Annotated in this window: 13 protein-coding genes; 11 read left to right on the plus strand and 2 right to left on the minus strand. The window is 61.5% G+C overall.

Translation table 11 applies throughout. The features are described 5' to 3' along the window. Positions 1 to 173: 173 nt before the first annotated feature. Complete coding sequence (locus DXD49_RS06995; RefSeq protein WP_117794597.1) at positions 174 to 1,139, minus strand: alpha/beta hydrolase; 966 nt, start codon at positions 1,137 to 1,139, stop codon at positions 174 to 176. Between the two features lie 187 nt (positions 1,140 to 1,326). On the opposite strand from DXD49_RS06995, the gene DXD49_RS07000 reads away from it, so the two are divergent. The 8 genes from DXD49_RS07000 (at position 1,327) to DXD49_RS07035 (ending at position 10,671) form a co-directional block, all read left to right on the plus strand. Continuing rightward, positions 1,327 to 2,010, plus strand: coding sequence for a hemolysin III family protein (locus tag DXD49_RS07000; RefSeq protein WP_199568988.1), 684 nt, complete (start codon positions 1,327 to 1,329; stop codon positions 2,008 to 2,010). 113 nt (positions 2,011 to 2,123) lie between these two features. Continuing rightward, positions 2,124 to 3,497: a hemolysin family protein gene (locus DXD49_RS07005; RefSeq protein WP_117794598.1), complete on the plus strand. Its 1,374-nt coding sequence runs from the start codon at positions 2,124 to 2,126 to the stop codon at positions 3,495 to 3,497. A 24-nt stretch (positions 3,498 to 3,521) separates the two neighbouring features. Beyond that, entirely contained in the window at positions 3,522 to 4,358 is an 837-nt protein-coding gene (locus DXD49_RS09920; RefSeq protein ID WP_233541763.1) for a hypothetical protein, read from the plus strand. A 136-nt stretch (positions 4,359 to 4,494) separates the two neighbouring features. Further along, positions 4,495 to 4,884 carry a YtxH domain-containing protein gene (locus tag DXD49_RS07015; protein ID WP_117794607.1) on the plus strand — a complete coding sequence of 130 codons (390 nt, stop codon included), beginning with the start codon at positions 4,495 to 4,497 and terminating at the stop codon, positions 4,882 to 4,884. Continuing rightward, the gene (locus DXD49_RS07020) at positions 4,884 to 5,639 is read left to right on the plus strand and encodes a PRC-barrel domain containing protein (protein WP_117794599.1); all 756 of its coding nucleotides are present in this window, start codon (positions 4,884 to 4,886) and stop codon (positions 5,637 to 5,639) included. Before DXD49_RS07015 ends, DXD49_RS07020 begins: the two co-directional genes overlap by 1 nt. A gap of 72 nt (positions 5,640 to 5,711) precedes the next feature. Next, positions 5,712 to 7,118, plus strand: a complete 1,407-nt coding sequence (locus DXD49_RS07025) for a polysaccharide deacetylase family protein (protein ID WP_233541764.1) — start codon at positions 5,712 to 5,714, stop codon at positions 7,116 to 7,118. 437 nt (positions 7,119 to 7,555) lie between these two features. Continuing rightward, positions 7,556 to 9,400, plus strand: coding sequence for a magnesium transporter (locus tag DXD49_RS07030; RefSeq protein ID WP_117742950.1), 1,845 nt, complete (start codon positions 7,556 to 7,558; stop codon positions 9,398 to 9,400). Positions 9,401 to 9,474: 74 nt separating this feature from the next. Next, entirely contained in the window at positions 9,475 to 10,671 is a 1,197-nt protein-coding gene (locus DXD49_RS07035) for an Nramp family divalent metal transporter (protein WP_055252163.1), read from the plus strand. A 510-nt stretch (positions 10,672 to 11,181) separates the two neighbouring features. Here DXD49_RS07035 and DXD49_RS07040 read toward each other — a convergent pair. Next, entirely contained in the window at positions 11,182 to 13,398 is a 2,217-nt protein-coding gene (locus tag DXD49_RS07040) for an acyltransferase family protein (RefSeq protein WP_117794600.1), read from the minus strand. A gap of 187 nt (positions 13,399 to 13,585) precedes the next feature. Here DXD49_RS07040 and DXD49_RS07045 point away from each other — a divergent pair, with 187 nt between their 5' ends. The 3 genes from DXD49_RS07045 to DXD49_RS07055 all read left to right on the plus strand — a co-directional run bounded on the left by DXD49_RS07045 (position 13,586) and on the right by DXD49_RS07055 (position 16,739). Next, the gene (locus DXD49_RS07045; protein ID WP_117735639.1) at positions 13,586 to 14,581 is read left to right on the plus strand and encodes a ribokinase; all 996 of its coding nucleotides are present in this window, start codon (positions 13,586 to 13,588) and stop codon (positions 14,579 to 14,581) included. A 4-nt stretch (positions 14,582 to 14,585) separates the two neighbouring features. Next, positions 14,586 to 15,560, plus strand: coding sequence for a nucleoside hydrolase (locus DXD49_RS07050; protein ID WP_117794601.1), 975 nt, complete (start codon positions 14,586 to 14,588; stop codon positions 15,558 to 15,560). 264 nt (positions 15,561 to 15,824) lie between these two features. Further along, a complete protein-coding gene (locus DXD49_RS07055; protein ID WP_117794602.1) occupies positions 15,825 to 16,739 on the plus strand; it encodes an ROK family protein in 915 nt (304 codons plus the stop codon). Positions 16,740 to 16,816: the final 77 nt, after the last annotated feature.

Below are 16,816 nucleotides of genomic sequence, written 5' to 3' on the forward strand. Positions count from 1 at the left end.
GGTTTTTCGAAAGTGCGGGGAAAAATCGAATATCGCAGACCACAAACCGTTTTTTGGCAACAACACCCCTGATAAATTCCTGGTAAAACCGCGGTCTGGTCGGGGCTTCCGACATTTTCCCCGCACTTCCGAAAATAGAGGGGTCAGATAAAGCCAAATATGTGTAAATTCACCTAGAAATTCTTGTCGAGGAAGCCGTTGACCGTGTTCCAGTAGAGTTCGGGGTCGACCTGCGCGCTCTTGGCGTGCGCGGCGCCATGGACGGTGAGCTTTTGCTTGACCTTGCTAGCGCACGCGTCGTAGTTTTGCTTGAGCATACTGTACGGCACAAAGGTGTCTTGGTCGCCATGGATAAAGAGCATGGGGACCGTCGCGTGTTTAAGCTGCTCCACGCTGTTTGCCTTATGGAAGTCATAGCCTGCGCGAACGTTGCACACCAGGTTCGCCACATCGAGCAAGGGAAAGCTGGGCAGGCCAAACACGTCCTTGAGCTGCAGGGAAAACTCGTCCCAGACGCTCGTGTAGCCGCAGTCCTCGATGATGCACCTAACATTAGAGGGCAACGATTCCCCTGCGACATTCATGGCCGTCGCCGCGCCCATCGACTCGCCAAAGATCAGGATGCGTGCCTCGGGGTCGGCCTGAACGATTCGCCCGATCCATGCGACGACGTCGAGCTGCTCGGGCCAGCCCATGCCGATATAGTCGCCGCCGGAGCGCTCGTGGGCGCGGGCGGCGGGTGCGAGTACGTTCATGCCGCGGTCGTGGAAGCGCTTGACGTATCGGGCCATGCCGATGGGCTCGTCGGTGTATCCGTGCAGGCAGATAGCGTAATCGTGCGTGCTCTCCGGGGCGGCAAAATACCAAGCGGCAAGCTCGGTCCCGTCATCTGCGGTGAGGCTGCTGCTCTCGCGATGCTCTTTGAACCACGCCCGCGCCTCGACCTTCTCGGCATCCACCTGCTCGTCCTTTTTGGCGTCCTTGCCGTCCTGCATCATCTTCATGGTGTACGGCGCTTGGGGGTTCAGGGCAAAGTCAAACAAAAAGTTGCCGGCAAATCCGAGTAGCGCGACAACGAGCACCAGCGCAACAATACCGGCTATCTTAAGCTTTCGATGGGGGTGTGCGCTTTGAGCCATAAGGTCTTCTCCTCTAAGATGTTAATACGTCAACAATTAAACGAAGCGCATTATGGATGTTCACTGTTGATGTGTCAACAGGCAAAGAATGGGTAAACAAAGGGTCACGTATGGTGCAAATGTCGCACGTACCCAGACGCTTTGATATAGTGTTGAGAACTCTTTTATGTTGGAGGATGTAACCGGCATGTCCGATTCGAGCGACAGTTCCAAGCCGCGGCCCAAGACCGCGGCCATTCCGCACTACACGGTGGGCGAGGAGATCATGAACTCCGTCACCCATGGTGTCGGCTGCCTGCTGGGCATTGCGGGCCTGGTGCTCCTGATCGTATTCGCTGCCCTGCGCGGCGGCGGCCCGGCCCACATGGCCGCGGCAATCGTCTATGGCGTCAGCATTATTCTCGAATACCTCGCCTCCACGCTCTATCACGCGATTCAGCCCGCACGCGCCAAGCGCGTCTTCCGCGTGATCGACCATTGCGGCATCTACGTGCTCATCGCGGGCAGCTACACCCCGTTTTGCCTCATCACGCTCGCAAACGACGGCGGCCCCGCGCTGTTCTTTGCCGTGTGGGCCATCGCCATCATCGGCATCGCCCTCGAGTGCTTTATGCGCGAGCGTCAACCGCACTGGGTATGCGGCCTGGTCTACCTGCTGATGGGCTGGCTCGTCGTCTTTAAGTTGTCCGAGCTTGTGGCGCTGCTGAATCCCGTGGCGCTTGCCCTGCTCGCCGTCGGCGGCGTGTGCTACACCGTGGGCGTGCCGTTCTATATCGCCAAAAACGTGCGCTATCTGCACAGCGTGTTTCACCTGTGGGTGCTCGCCGGCAGCATCTTCCAGTTCATGGCGGTGATTCTCTTCGTAATCTAGCGATCGCGTCTGTGCCCGCGGACCCATCCAGGCGGCCACCGGGCGCAACTGCCCTATCCGTCACCAACGTTTTAACCTGACGTCCCGAATCTTGGAGGTTCGAGAAACTCCCGATGGACATAACCATCTCCCTTATCACCACCCTCGTTTTGACCCTCATCAACGGCTACTTCTCTATGTCGGAGATGGCGCTCACCACGGCCAAGCGCGCCGTGCTGGAGCACGAGGCCGAGGAAGGCGACAGGCGCGCCGAGCGTGCCATTAAGCTGGCTGCCGACTCCGACCAGCTGCTCGCCACCATCCAGGTCGCCATCACGCTCGTGGGATTCGCCTCGTCCGCCGTCGCCTCGACGAGTCTGTCCGACCCGCTCGCCACGTGGCTCATGAGTTTTGGCATCGCGCCGCTCTCCGCCATCGCGCGCGGCCTGGCGCCGGTCATCATCACCGTCGCGGTCGCCTTCGTGTCCATCGTGATTGGCGAGCTTGTGCCCAAGCGCATCGGCCTGGCCAATGCCGAGGGCGTGTCCAAGCAGGTCGTGGGGCCGTTGTCGTTTTTCCAAAAGATCGCCCGTCCGCTCGTGTGGCTGACTGGCGCTTGCTCCGATGGCCTAGCCCGTATCCTGCGCATCAAGAGTGCCGACGACCGTCAGAACGTCTCGGAAGAAGAGATTAAGTACATGGTCTCGGAGCAGGATGACCTGCTCGACGAGGAAAAGCGCATGATTCACGAGATCTTCGACTTGGGCGACACCGTTGCCCGCGAGGTCATGGTGCCGCGCGTGGACACCACCATGTGCGAGGATGACGAGACGGTCGCCAGCGTGCTGTCCACCATGCGCCAGACCGGCTTTAGCCGCATCCCCGTCTATCACGAGGATCCCGACAACGTCGCCGGCATCGCGCATATCAAGGACCTGATTCAGCCCGCGCTCGACGGCGAGGGCGACCAGCCCATCGCCGGCTTTTTGCGCGACGCCACCTTTGTGCCCGACACTAAGGACATCCTGCCGCTGCTTTCCGAGATGCAGACCTCGCACGATCAGATCGTGGTCGTTGTGGACGAGTACGGCGGCACGGCCGGCATCATCACCATCGAGGACATCGTCGAGGAGATCGTCGGCGAGATCGAGGACGAGTTCGACCCCGACAACAAGTACCTTACGCGCCTCTCGCGCCGCGAGTGGCTCGTCGATGGGCGTTTTTCGTGCGATGATGCGATTGAGCTTGGATGGCCGCTCGAGGAAAGCGATGATTATGAGACCATCGCCGGCTGGATTTTGGAGCTTTGCGACTCGGTGCCCGACATCGGAGAGGTGTTTGAGGTTGCGGGGTACAAGTTTAAGGTGCAGTCGATGCGTGGCCAGCGCATCTCGCTCATTCGCGTGATTGCTCCGGCCGAAACCGATAAGAAGGATTCCGAGTCCGCGGCGGACGAGCCGGCGGCGCCGGGTGCGGATGCTGCGATTCCGCACGACGGCGACGAGTAGGACAAGGAAGAGTAGGGGAGAGTTATGGCAGGCCTGTTCAACATCCTTAAGGTCACCGTCAGCGAGGACAAGATCTGCGCGCATGTGCTGGTGAACCCCGGCATGCCGCTCATGACCTCGGAGGATATCGAGGCCACGGCGCGCGTGTACTATCTGGTGCCGGCGATTGCCAAGCATCTGTGCCTGGGCGATTCCGGCCGCGAGTTCCAGGATTGCATGGGTCAGACCGAGCTTTGCCACCTGCTGGAGCACGTGACGGTCGAGCTCATGAACGAGACCGGTCTTGCCGGCAGCATCTCGTGCGGTCGCACGCGCGTAAGCGAGCACGACGAGCGCGTCTTTGAGGTTGAGCTTTCGTGTCCCGACGACGCGCTGGCCATTGGCGCGCTGTCTTCGGCCACCTTTATGATGGACTGGGCCTATCTGCACGCCGACCAGCCGGCTCCCGATGTGGACGGTACGGTCGCGGGCCTGCGCAACCTGGTGCTGGGCATGCGCGCCGAGGCCGAGGGCAAGGATCCTCACGAGGCCGTCGCCGCCGCGAACGGCGAAGATGCTGCCGAGGACGAGGGCGCTGACGAGGGCGATGCTCCTGCCGACGCCGACGTCGATTCCGTTGTCGATGCGGCCGCCGAGCCGGCAGCTGAGCCCCAGGGCGTTCCCAACTTTGATGAGGAGCCCCAGGTGGCGATTGATACCGAGGGCGCGGTTGTTGAGAATCACGAGGCCTCCGCGGCCGTCTTCGGCGGCGCGGCAACGGCTCCGACTGGGTCGGCGCATGAGGGCGGCTTGCCCCTCGTGGACGGCGCCGGTGGGGATCCGGCTGCCACGGTTGCCATGCCTGCCATGCCGCAGGAGTAGGTTCGCTCGCTCAACACCATCATGTACCTGCGTCTTTGCCGTATGCAGATGAGCGGGGCGGCAAGTGTTGCGCTGCGGGTATAATGGACAGCATTCAAACGGTGGGCGCCGACGTGCCCGCAGGAGAGGAATGATCATGGGTAAGACTTTTAGCTTTGTCTCCGGTGCACTCTTTGGTGCCGCCGCCGGCGCTATCATCGGCGTTGCTCTGGCCCCGCGCTCGGGCGCCGAGACCCGCGCCATGGCTGCCGATATCGCCAACGACGCTTGGGATAACATGCGCGATACCTACGAGCACGGTGCCGAGGAGGCCCGCGCCGCGGTCAACGACTTTGGCCCGATGGTCGATGCCAAGACCGATGACCTGCGCGCCAAGGTCGACCTGGCCCGCGAGCGTATGGACCAGTTGCGTGAGCAGCTCAACGACGCCATCTCGGGCGGCAACGTGACGCCCGCTGCCGACGTCGTGGTCGAGAACGCCGCCGAGGCCGACACCGAGGCTGCGGAGCCCTCGACCGAGGCATAATGCGCGCTGGGGATTTTGTCGGCGCCAAGATCTATCGCAAGCCCACCGAGGACAAGCGCACCAAAAAGGACGGCACGCCGCGCAGCCCTAAAAAGCTCGGAAAGATTCACTTTCCGGTTTTTACCCCGGGCGGTACGCGCGTGGTCGGCTTTATGGTCCGCCAGTCCGATATCGCGGGCATGATCGAGCGTCCCGATCGATTCGTAGCGCTCGACGCCATTGGTGTCTACGAGGGCGCCATTGCGGTCGATGACGTCAAGGACACGTACGATGCCGCTGCGGCCAAGCGCCTCGACATCAACCTGGACGATTGCATCATCTGGGTCGGTATGGACGTGCGCACGGAATCGGGCGACGTCGTGGGCTATTGCTCGGACGTTGAGTTCAAGCCACGCTCGGGCATCGTGCAGGCATTCTATGTGACCGCCGGTGCTGCTTCGAGTGTTTTGGTTGGTGACACGCAGGTGCCGCCGACGATGCTGCGCGGCTACGAGAACGGCGCGATGGTCGTCTCGGACGAGGTCAAGTCGCTCGGGTATTCGGGCGGCGCCGCTGCAAAGGCCGCTGAGGCCAGCGTCGTGGTGGGTGACAAGGTCAAGAAGGGCGCCAAGGTGCTCGATGACAAGGGATCGGTCGCCGTGGACAAGGGCAGCCGCGCACTGGGCAAGCAGCTCGGCAAGACGCGCGGTATGTTCAAGGCGTTTAAGGACGAATATCAAAAGGCGAGCGGGGGCTCGTCAAAAGCTAGCAAATAGCGACGTACCAAATGATGGGAGGCGAGCCGGAGACCTGTTGCTCCGGCTCGCTGTGTTTATGGGGGAGGGCACATGCGCCAAAACGGATCTAACTTAAACGGGCGCTCGGGTGCGCGTCCGACGGCGCGCCGCGACCTGGGGCAGCTGCCCAGCGGTCAGCGTCGACGTCGCCGTAAGCCAGGCGCGATGTACCTCAACCATAGCCGTGGGTTTAGCGATCGCAGCGCGCGCATCGGCAACGGGCGCTCACCGCGCCGACCGTCCCGCCTGCCCTATGCGCTCATCGCCGTGGGTTGCGCGCTCGTACTGTTTATCGCTGCCGTCGTGGGCTACGTAAACCGCAGCGTGGACGTGGAACTCAACGGGCAAAAGACCGCGGTGCGCGTGGGCTCTACGTTGCAGAATCTTATCGACGACCAGGAGTTGGCTGACACCTACGACGCAGGCGACCTGTTGGCCGTCGATGACAGCGTGCTCAAGCGCCATGGGGGCGAAAAGCTGTCGGTGAAGGTCGACGGCAAGCGCGTGAAGCAGGGCAAATGGGACAGCCGTGAGCTTACCGGCGGCGAGAAGGTGACGGTCAAAGACGGTCGCAACATCTACGAGAAGCACGAGGTGCAGGCCACGACCATCGAGCCCAAACTGAAGGTCGAGGGCACAGGCGCCATCGAGTACGTGCAGACATGGGGCGTCCAGGGCCGCTCCGAGGTGTGGGTCGGCGAGCAATCGGGCAAGACGCAGGACCGTGGCGAGGTTGTGCCCGCCACCGATTGCGTGGTTGCCTGCGCCAGCGTGGCGCCAAAGGGCAACGAGAAGGTCGTCGCCCTGACGTTTGATGAGGGGCCGAGCGGCGCCACCAAGCAGATCTTGCAGGTGCTCAAGGAAAAGGGCGTCACCGCGACGTTCTTCCTTTCGGGCGATGCGGCCGAGGCCTCGCCTGCCACGGCCAAGGCGATTGTCGATGCCGGGTGCGAGATTGGCTCCAACAGCTACAGCGATGATTCGCTCAAGGGCGAGGATCGCGAGACAGTACGCGAACAGATCACGAAAGGTACCGATGCGATTAAGTCGGCGACCGGCGTGAAGACGATGCTGCTGCGTGCCCCCTACGCCGCGTTTGACGAGCAAAACTGGATCGACTCGATGGACCTGGTCTCCGCCGTGGTCTCGTGGAATATCGATTCGGGTGACTGGCTGCTCAAAGGTGCCGACGAGCAGGTCTCGACGGTGCTCGATTCGGTGACGCCAGGCAATATCGTGCTGCTCACCGATAGAGACGAATGCGCCGAGCAGACGCTCGAGGCGCTGCCGCAGATTATCGACGGGCTTATTGCCGACGGCTACAAGATCGTGACGCTCAGCGATCTGGTCAAGACGGACACGTCGCTCAGCAAAAAGCTCACGTCACTGACGAAGGTCACCATGCCCAAGAACGCCGTATTTCCCCAACTTGCCGAGGACGACGACGCCACGGAGTAGCTCAAACGAGTGGCACGGTGGGACAAAATTATCAGTAGTGTTTGTCCCAGGTGCGAAAGGCGCATCGGGCTTGTCGTCGCAAGCGACCCTGGGACAAACACTACTGATAATTTTGTCCCACCACTTCGCTGCGGACGACTATGTCACGGATGCGTCAGCGTTTGGTATGCCTGCAATGTGCAGCGCATAAATTCGGTGCCGCAGCGCGATGCTGATGCTATAGTTACTGCGGTTAATAAGGGTCAAGAGAAAGGTTACAGGTGAAATCCAAACCTCGACCATACAGTCGATGACCCCATGCAGGTGCTTTCTGCGCATGCACGGGGTGTAAGCGTCGAGCGGCGTGCCGCCCGCGCATGCGTATACATATCTAAAAGTCCACGGATTGCGTGCCGGCATGGTCACGCGGTCCGCAGGAATAATGATGGGGAGCACCATTGAATTATCTGAGTGAGATGCTCAAATTGCCGGTCTTGGACGTCGACGGCGAAAAGCTCGGCGTTGTGAACGATTTTGGCATTGCAACCGGCGAAGTTTTTCCGCACGTGACGTCGCTTGCGTTCCGTGGTCCCGGCAAGACGCCGTTTATGATCAGCTGGCGCAAATGGGTCGACCGTATCGACGAGACGGGCGTGTATCTCAATACGTCTGCCACCAACATTCGCTTTTCGTACCTGCAGCCGACCGAGCTCCTGCTGGCGCGCGATGTTCTCAATAAGCAGATCGTCGATACGCAAGGCATGAAGGTCGTGCGTGTCAACGACATCAAGTTCTCCATGTCGGGCGAAAATCAGCTGCGTCTGCTGGGTGCCGAGGTCGGCGCCCGCGGTCTGCTGCGTGCAATCGGTCCCGCGCTCGAGCATATCGTCGAGGGCTTTATGAAGCACTTGGGCAAGCCGCTCAGCGAGGACATTATCGCCTGGTCTTACATGGACCTGCTCGACCGCTCGACTAAGAACATCCAGCTCTCGGTGTCGCACAAGACGCTTGGCGAGCTGCATCCTGCCGACATCGCTGACATCATCGAGCAGCTCGACCCGCGCCTGCGCGCGCAGGTGTTCGCGCAGCTCGATACGGCGCAGGCCGCCGAGGCCATCTCGGAGTTCGATGATGACGAGCTCATGACCGAGATGCTCGAGGGCCTGTCCGATACCGACGCATCGTCGATGCTGGCCATGATGGACCCGGACGACGCTGCCGACCTGATCGACGAGCTCGATTATGAGAAGGCCGAGAAGCTCCTGCGCCTGATGGGCGTCAAGGAGGAGAAGGCGATTCGTAATCTGTTGGGCTACGAGGACAACACCGCCGGCCGCATCATGACCTCGGAGTTTGTCTCGCTGCCCGCCACGGCGACGGTCGGCGATGCCATCGAGGCAATTCGCAAACTCGACGAGGATTTTGAGAGTGTCTATTACGTCTATACCGAGGATCCGAGCGGCATGCTGACGGGCGTGCTTTCGCTGCGCACGCTGATCGTGGCCGACCGCGACGCCACGCTGGGCCAGCTGGCCTATCGCGACCTGGTCTATGTGTCGCCCGACGAGGACCAGGAAGACGTGACGGACGAGATGACCAAGTACGACCTGGTTGCCATCCCTGTCTGCGACGAGAACCGTCATATCCTGGGTATCGTGACCTTCGACGACGCTATGGACGTTATCGCCGAGGAGCATCAGGAGGACCTGCAGATCGCCGGTGTCGGTTCGGGCGATAGCGCATCGGACGACTCGACGAACGTGCTTAGCTGGTTTGTGCATCGCCAGTACTGGGTCGTCGTGTGGGGCATTGCCTCGTGCATCATGGCGACGGTGCTGGGGACGGCGCTGGGCTCCGCGTATCTGGTGGTGTTCCCCATGTGCGCCATGCCGCTCGTGCTGCTGGCTGCCTCGCGCATGGTGTCGTTCGTCAAGAACTACTTCCTGGAGTACGACGGCCATGACGATGAGCCCAAGCCGTATCTGGGGTTCTTCTTCCAGAGCACGGGTATGGGCCTGATCCTTTCGCTTGTTACTTACCTGTGCGCGCAGCTGGTGCGCACCGCCGCGTTCCCCGATGCCCCTATGTTTGAGGAGCAGCTCTTTACCGGCTGCTTTAACATTGCTGCCATCATCTGCCTGGTGGGCAACATGAGCGCCGTGATTTATCTGATGGTGCTGTTCTGGCGCGATGAGCACGACCTCAACACGTCGGGTACCGCTATGAACGTCATCGCCGTCATGATCTCGTGTGTGGCGTACTGCATCGCCGCGGTGCTGCTCACCATGTCAGTCATGGGTTAGGTGGTCTCGTGGAAAACACGAAACAAAAGGCGAGCGCCAAGCAAAAGCTGACCATCGCCGCCATCTTTGGCGCTATGGGCCCCGGTCTGCTGGCGGCGCTTTCGGGTAACGACGCCGGCGGTATCGCCACGTATTCCAGTGCGGGCGCCAGCTATGGCTATAAGATGCTCTGGATGCTTCCCGTCATGACCGTGCTGCTTATCGTGACGCAGGAGACCGCGGCGCGCTGCGGCTGCGTCACGGGCAAGGGCCTGGCGTCGCTCATTCGCGAGCGCTTTGGCGTGCGCAAGAGTGTACTTGCTATGGCGGCGCTGTTGATCGCCAACACAGCTGTGACCATTTCGGAGTTTGCGGGTATCGCCAGCGGCCTTGCCCTCTTTGGCGTGCCGGCGAGCATCTCGGTGCCGTTGGTGGCGCTGCTGGTGTGGATGCTTACCATGTCGGGTAGCTTCCAGCGCATCGAGAAGATTCTGCTGCTGGTAAGCTGCGTCTTCGTGACCTATATTGTCGCCGCGTTTATGGCCGGTCCCAACTGGGGTGAGGTCGCGGTCGACTTGGTCGTCCCCAATATTCAGAACGATCCCAGCTACGTGTCGCTCGTGGTCGCAACGATCGGTACCACCATCGCGCCGTGGATGATTTTCTTGGCGCAGAATAACGTGGTCGATAAGAATGCGGGCGAGGACGATATCGTGCTGCAGCGTATTGATACCGTGAGCGGCTCGATCGCTGCTGATATCATTGCGGGCTTCATTATCATCACGACCGGTACGGTGCTGTTCCCGGCGGGTATTCAGATTAGCGATGCCGCCGATGCCGCCCGCGCGCTGGAGCCCATCGCGGGTCAGTGGTCCACGGTGCTGTTTGCCTCGGGCCTGGTCGCAGCGAGCTTTTTGGCTGCCTGCGTGCTGCCGGGCGTTACGTCGAGTGCCATCTGCGAGGCTTTTGGTTGGGAGCGCGGCGCCGATCGCAGCTGGGACGAGGCCCCGGTATATCGCGGCATCATTACGGCCATCATCGGTATCTCTGCCGTACTGGTGCTTATGCCTGGTGTCGATCTGTTCCAGATTATGATGACCTCGCAGGTCATCAACGGCGTGCTGTTGCCCGTGGTTTTGGTGTTTCAGGTGGTTATTGCCGCCGATCGTCACATTATGGGCGCCAACCGCAACGGCCGCGTGTGGAATGTGCTTACGTGGGCGACTATCGGCGTGATCACGGTGCTGACGGTTGTCATGTTTGTCCTGCAGGCGATGGGTTACAGCGCTTAGCGCCTCTTTTGGACTCCAAATAGGCCGCCGCCATGGGTTGCGGCCTGTATTTTGCCTGTTATAGGGGGTTAGTAATATTCGTGTGGACAAAAAATGCCAAATATGAGTACTGTTGCCTGGCCGATAGCATTTACAACTAGGGAAATAATAAACATATCTAAAAATCTGTTCATTAAAAGCGGAGCTCCAAGTCCTAAGCCGGCCATTCGGGTCAACTGGAAGGGTCGCGCGCTACCGCATGGGCGCCATTTTGGGTGGTTTTGCCTGCTACTAAAATTGTAACAGTACTCATATTTGCCTCTTTTTGTCCACGACCTCTTGGAGCCGGCTCGAAAAGAGTGATTTTGGGTTGTTTGCTGCGGGTGTGGGCTTGGAAACAACGCTCGGGGTGGCGAGGCGTCCAGAATTCGGTCGCAAGGAGGGCGTTCCTCGGCTGTGTCAGGAGTGTCCCTAGGTGCCGGCACATAAGGAACGTCCCTAACTGCCGGAGGGGGGAGTTTGCGCTGCAGGTTACTTGTCGGTGCCCAGCTTGTGCGGCTTGAGAGCGAGCGCATTGACGAGCGCGTCGGCGGCGGACTTGACGGCTGCCGGCTGCGGATCGTTGACGTGGTCCTCGGGGTGCACGGGCAGGTCTTTCTTGACCGCATCGTGGATCAGGTTGAGGTACTCGGTCACGCCGGTAGTCGACAGGTGCGTGCCGTCGCCATCGAACAGGTCGTTGCGGTTGGCACTGTGCCCGTACCAGTCGATAACGCGTACATTCTTGTAGCGCGTGGCGGCGTTGGCGATGGCCTGGTTCGTGGACCCGACCCACGGCTGCGGGCTACGCGTGTTTACAAACACGACAATACGCTGCTCGCCGGCGTCGGCCATGATCGCATCGACCTGGGCGTCCGTTACCAAACCGTTAGTGCCCAGGGCAAAGACCACGATCTTGCCGGCAAGGTTCTGCTGGATATAGCCCTCAAATGTCGCGCGGCCCGCATCAAACTGGCGGCCCTTTTCGGCATCGATATGGCTGTGCGGGAACACGCCGTCAAAGGAATCAACGGCGCGCAGCGACACGGAGTCACCGATCATCAACAGGTCGTAGGAGCCATCGGGGAAGCCGTCGTTGTCCTTGTCGGTGTCGTCGGCCGCCTGCTGGTCGGTGGGCGCGGTGTTTTTGGCTTCCTTGTTGAGGACTTCGGCGCCCTCACCGCTCAGCGCGGAGGTCTCCGGCACAAAGATCAGGCCGCCCAGCGCGATAACAAGCACGATCCCGCAAGTGGCGCACACAGGAATATGCGCGCGCACCCAGTTGGCGGGTGTGGTGGTGCCGTCGCGGAACTCGGCGACGGTACGGCCGAAGGCGCCCTTCCTAAACGGCGTCTCGATAAAGCGATACGAACATTCGGCCACGGCGATCACCAACAACACCTGCAAGATGTACTGCCACCAGGGCGTGTCGTTGATGTTGGCGACCGGGTTCATGAGCAACAGCAGCGGATAGTGCCACAGGTAGATGCTGTACGAGCGCTTGCCAACCCACACGAGCGGCTCGGTGGACAGCGCGCGGGCAACCATTCCCTGGGGCTGCACGCAGGCCGCGATGACCATGAGCGTGAGGATGGAACATAACAGCGTGCCGCCGCGATACTGGAACGCGGTGTAGCCGTTGGTGAGCGCGACCATGGCGGCAAGGCCAACCAGACCCACGACGCCCAACACATCGATGGATGCGGGCGAGGACCAAAAGCGCACGAGGGCGCTCGGCTGTGCCGGGGCGGTCTCGGCTGCTTCGTCGGCCTTCTCGCCAGACTTGCCCTCGGCGTTCTTGCCGTGCTTGGCGGCGCCAGCCAGGCGATTGAGCCCCAAACGATGAGCGAGACGCACCGGCGCCAGGTCGCGATCGGGGATAAAGGCCATCCAGGCACCCAGCAGCAGCGAGAACACGCGGGTGTCGGTGCCGTAGTACACGCGGCTGGGGTCGGCGGCAGGGTTATAGAGCAGCATCATGGCGAGGGCAGATACCGCGGCAAGGCCCAGAACCACGCGGCGCGTGTTGGGCTTGCTCACATGCATGGATACCATGGCAAACAGCAGTGGCGGCCAAATCAGGTAGAACTGTTCCTCGATGGCAAGCGACCAAAAGTGCGTGAGCGGCGAGGGGTCGCCCAGAGCATTGAAGTACGAGACGTTTTGGGCAATCTGCCACCAGTTGTTGAAGAACAGCAGCGACGGCAGGATGTCGGGGCGCATCTTGGTGAGCATCACGTGGTTAAAGATGGTGCACAGCGCGCAGGTCACGAACACTACCGTTACCACGGCGGGGACCAGGCGACGGATACGGCGGATCCAGAAGCTTTTGAGGTCGATGCGGCCGGTCTTAGCGACTTCGTTGAGTAGCAGGCGTGTGATCAGATAGCCCGAAAGCACAAAGAAGATCGTGACGCCGAGCAGACCGCCCTGCGCCCACGTGAGGTTGAGGTGATAGAGCACCACCGCGACGACGGCAAGCGTGCGCAAACCGTCGAGCGCAGGGATATAGCGGGACTTGGGGCGAGCAGGCGTCTGCTCCGCGGCGGGAGTGTTGGCGCGGCCCTCGTTGTTGGCGGAAGCGCGATGGGGGCTCGCGGTGCGTCGCGGCTCGTTGGCACGGCGTTCGCCCTTCACGCGTTCGTGCGGCGCCGGCTCGTTGCCCGTGCGGCGTCGACCGCGCGAGCCCGATTGCGAGAATTGTTCCATAAAACATCATCCAATGACGAGAATAATCAGCACATATTCATTGTAGCTGCCTGCCCCTGTGAATGCTTGCTGCTGGCGCAAGCTCAAGCGCGCGTCCACATCAAAGTGGACTAAAGTTATAGGGGGTGCGAGAGTGCACAATCGTTGGTCGACGGTGGGCGCAAAGCCTGAAGGCGAGGAGGTTTCCATGGCGGATCACAGCATCGTTGCGGTGTTCGGCAGCATGAACATGGACCTTTCGGTGGCGTGCGAGCGCATGCCGCGCGCGGGCGAGACCGTTGGCGGTAGCGGTTTTATCACCAACGCCGGTGGCAAGGGCGCTAACCAGGCCGTTGCCGCTGCGCGCATGGGTGCGCGCACGTGCATGATCGGCGCTGTTGGGCGCGATACCTTTGGCGATGCGCTCGTGGCAGGGCTCCAGGATGCCGGCGTGGGCGTTGAGTTTGTGGCGCGTCGCGATGACGTGGAGACCGGTACCGCGACTATCATTCGCTGCGAGAGCGACAACCGCATCGTGCTGTCGCCGGGCGCCAACCATGCGCTTGCGGGCGAGGACGTTGCCCGCGCACTGAGGCGCTTGGTGGCCGACGAGCTCGACGGCGATGCCAGCGAGATTGCCCCGGCTGCCGGAAGCGTCTTTATTGCCCAGGGCGAATGTGACCTTGCGGCAACGGCCGCGGCACTCTCTTGCGCTCACGAGCTGGGGTTCTATACGATCTTTAACCCGGCGCCCGCCTGCGACCTGCCGGCAGGAGCGTGGCCAGCGGTCGACCTGGTCTGCCCCAACGAGACCGAGTGCCAGGTGCTGACGGGCGTTCTGCCTACGGATGATGCGAGTTGCGTCGCCGCGCTCAATGCGCTGCTCGACAAGGGCGCCGGGGCTGCGGTCATCACGTTGGGCGGCGCCGGCTCGGTTACGCTCGGCGATGGCGGTGAGCCGCTGCGCATGCCGGCGCTTTCGAGCGCGGTGGTCGATACGACGGCCGCGGGCGATACGTTTATCGGCGCGTTGGCGGCAGCTCGTCTGGAGGGCCTGCCGCTCTTTGAGTGCATGGCGGCGGGCGCTCGCGCCTCGGCGGTGACGGTGTCGCGCCTGGGCGCTCAGCAATCAATTCCCACGCGTGCGGAAGTCGAGCACAAGTTTGGTTTAGACGGTTTGGATGTAGACGGAGAAGCGGAGTAGAACAATGGCAACCAAGAAGCTGATCCTTGATCTGGATATGGGTGTGGATGATGCGATGGCGCTTGCCTATGCCATCGCGAGCCCCGAGGTGGAGCTCGTCGGCATCACCACGTGCTTTGGCAACGTGCGCGTCGAGCAGTCGGCGCACAACTGCTTGGCGGTGCTCGACCTGTTGGGCCGTCCCGAGGTGCCGGTGTACCTGGGCGCCGATCGTCCCATGAAGGCGACCGAACCCTACACGCCGCCGGCGTCCACCACGCTTATCCACGGCAAGAACGGCATTGGCGGCGCAAGCGTGCCCGCCTCGCCGTATGAGCCGGTGGGCGCGACGTCGACCGATGGCAATGCGGCGGTCGATTACCTGATTGATGCCGCGCGTACTTATGGTCCCGATCTGGTCTACGTTGCGACCGGCCCGCTCTCCAACCTGGCACTTGCCTTGGAGCGCGATGCGGCGGCGATGATGTCCATCGGCCGCGTGGTCGTGATGGGCGGCGCCCTTACCGTGCCCGGCAACGTGAGCGCGGGCGCCGAGGCCAACATGGCGGGCGACCCCGAGGCTGCCGACGCCGTGCTGCGCTCGGGCCGCAAGCTCACCATGGTGGGCCTGGATGTGACGCATCGCGTGGTGCTCACGCGCCGCGATATCGCCGGCTGGACGGGTTCGGGCACCATGGCGGGATGCGCGTTTGCAGGCATGGTCGAGCACTACATTGGCTCATACGAGATGAACGCGCCTTATCTTGGCGGCTGTGCGCTGCACGATCCGCTAGCCGTTGCCGTGGCGATCGACCCCACGCTCGTGGGCGCACTCGGCTGCAACCTGCGCGTTGACCTGCTCGGCGAGTATCGTGGCCGCACCATCTGCGACGAGCGCCGCGTGGCCGACCCGGACAAGAGCGCCCTTGTGGCGCTAACCGTGGACGCCCCGCGCTTCCTCGCGGAGTTCAAGGCACGCATGGCTCACGTCTTGGGCTAAGTGCTTCCTACACCCCGTCTCAAGTAGCTAATTTGGGACGGGGCTTTTTAGCTACCTTGGGGGCTGAAAAAGATAAATTGCATCGTTCCAAATGAGTGCATAATTGCGTAATTTATAGAACTAGCTGCTGTAAACAGATTAAACTCCGTTTACAGTCTAAAAGCGACCGTTAGCCAAATACTTGGCCTTGTCTGGAATTTTCTGTGTTTGCATGGACGGGATGGTCTGCCGATATTGACGTGTCGGCGCAGAAGCGGAGGCAGCATGAAAGAGTATTTTGGCATCGACGTGGGCGGCACGGCAGTTAAGTGGGCCGTGCTGGGCGAGGATTTTTCCATCCGCGAGCGCGGCAGCCTGCCGACCGATTTTGCTACGGCAGACGAAGCGGTCGAGGCCCTGACCGGTCTTATCGAGCCGTATCGCGATCGCGTGTCCGCCGTGGGCGTGAGTGCACCCGGCGGCATCTATGAGGATGACGCGGACGGCACCATCCATCGCGGCGGCGCGCTTACCTACATGGACGGCTGTCCGCTGGGAAAGTTGCTGCGCGAGCGGTTTGACATGCCGGTGGCGGTCAACAACGACGGAAAATGCTGCGCGCTCGGCGAGTACGCAGCGGGCGCCCTTCGCGGATGCCGCACTGGCGTCGTGCTCGCTATCGGCACCGGCATCGGTGGCGGCATCGTTATCGATGGCCGCGTGCTTCGCGGCGCACATGGCTTTGCAGGTGAGTTTAGCTTTCTGCGCAACGACGTGAGGCAGCCGGCGTCCGGGGACAGAATGTTTTCGAGTACAGGCGGCTGGCGTGCGCTGCGCGATCTCGTCGTGGCCGAGAAGGACTTACCTGCCGATGGCACGGTGGACGGCCGCCGCGTTTTTGAGTGGGTTGAGGCTGGCGATGAGGCGGCGAAGCGCGCGCTTGACCGCTATGCGCGCACGTTCGACGCCATGCTCGTAAACCTACAGGCGGTGCTCGACCCCGAGGTGTTTGTGATTGCGGGCGGCATTTCGTGCCACCCCGAACTTATCGACGCGCTTCGCGACCAGATGCCCGCGGCGCTTGAGGGCTATGAGGGCATTCTCGCCGGCATCCCTGTACCGCAGGTCAAGGCGGCAGAGCTGGGCAACGACGCTAACCTATACGGCGCCGTGCAGGAGGCTATGCGCCTTTGCGAATAACTACTCTGGCGATGATTTTTCTGGGACGGGGATTAAAAAAGGCTCTGTTAGACCAGGATTGACATTCCGCCCCGTCA

It is taken from the genome of Collinsella sp. TM05-38 (assembly GCF_003466445.1).
In the GTDB taxonomy this organism is placed as follows: Bacteria; Actinomycetota; Coriobacteriia; order Coriobacteriales; family Coriobacteriaceae; genus Collinsella.

Coding starts and splice junctions, on each gene's coding strand:
- DXD49_RS07025 (WP_233541764.1), top strand. CDS start 5,712: ATGCGCCAAAACGGATCTAACTTAAACGGGCGCTCGGGTGCGCGTCCG.
- DXD49_RS07035 (WP_055252163.1), top strand. CDS start 9,475: ATGGGCCCCGGTCTGCTGGCGGCGCTTTCGGGTAACGACGCCGGCGGT.
- DXD49_RS07000 (WP_199568988.1), top strand. CDS start 1,327: ATGTCCGATTCGAGCGACAGTTCCAAGCCGCGGCCCAAGACCGCGGCC.
- DXD49_RS07045 (WP_117735639.1), top strand. CDS start 13,586: ATGGCGGATCACAGCATCGTTGCGGTGTTCGGCAGCATGAACATGGAC.
- DXD49_RS07040 (WP_117794600.1), bottom strand. CDS start 13,398: ATGGAACAATTCTCGCAATCGGGCTCGCGCGGTCGACGCCGCACGGGC.
- DXD49_RS06995 (WP_117794597.1), bottom strand. CDS start 1,139: ATGGCTCAAAGCGCACACCCCCATCGAAAGCTTAAGATAGCCGGTATT.
- DXD49_RS07015 (WP_117794607.1), top strand. CDS start 4,495: ATGGGTAAGACTTTTAGCTTTGTCTCCGGTGCACTCTTTGGTGCCGCC.
- DXD49_RS07005 (WP_117794598.1), top strand. CDS start 2,124: ATGGACATAACCATCTCCCTTATCACCACCCTCGTTTTGACCCTCATC.
- DXD49_RS07020 (WP_117794599.1), top strand. CDS start 4,884: ATGCGCGCTGGGGATTTTGTCGGCGCCAAGATCTATCGCAAGCCCACC.
- DXD49_RS07050 (WP_117794601.1), top strand. CDS start 14,586: ATGGCAACCAAGAAGCTGATCCTTGATCTGGATATGGGTGTGGATGAT.
- DXD49_RS09920 (WP_233541763.1), top strand. CDS start 3,522: ATGGCAGGCCTGTTCAACATCCTTAAGGTCACCGTCAGCGAGGACAAG.
- DXD49_RS07055 (WP_117794602.1), top strand. CDS start 15,825: ATGAAAGAGTATTTTGGCATCGACGTGGGCGGCACGGCAGTTAAGTGG.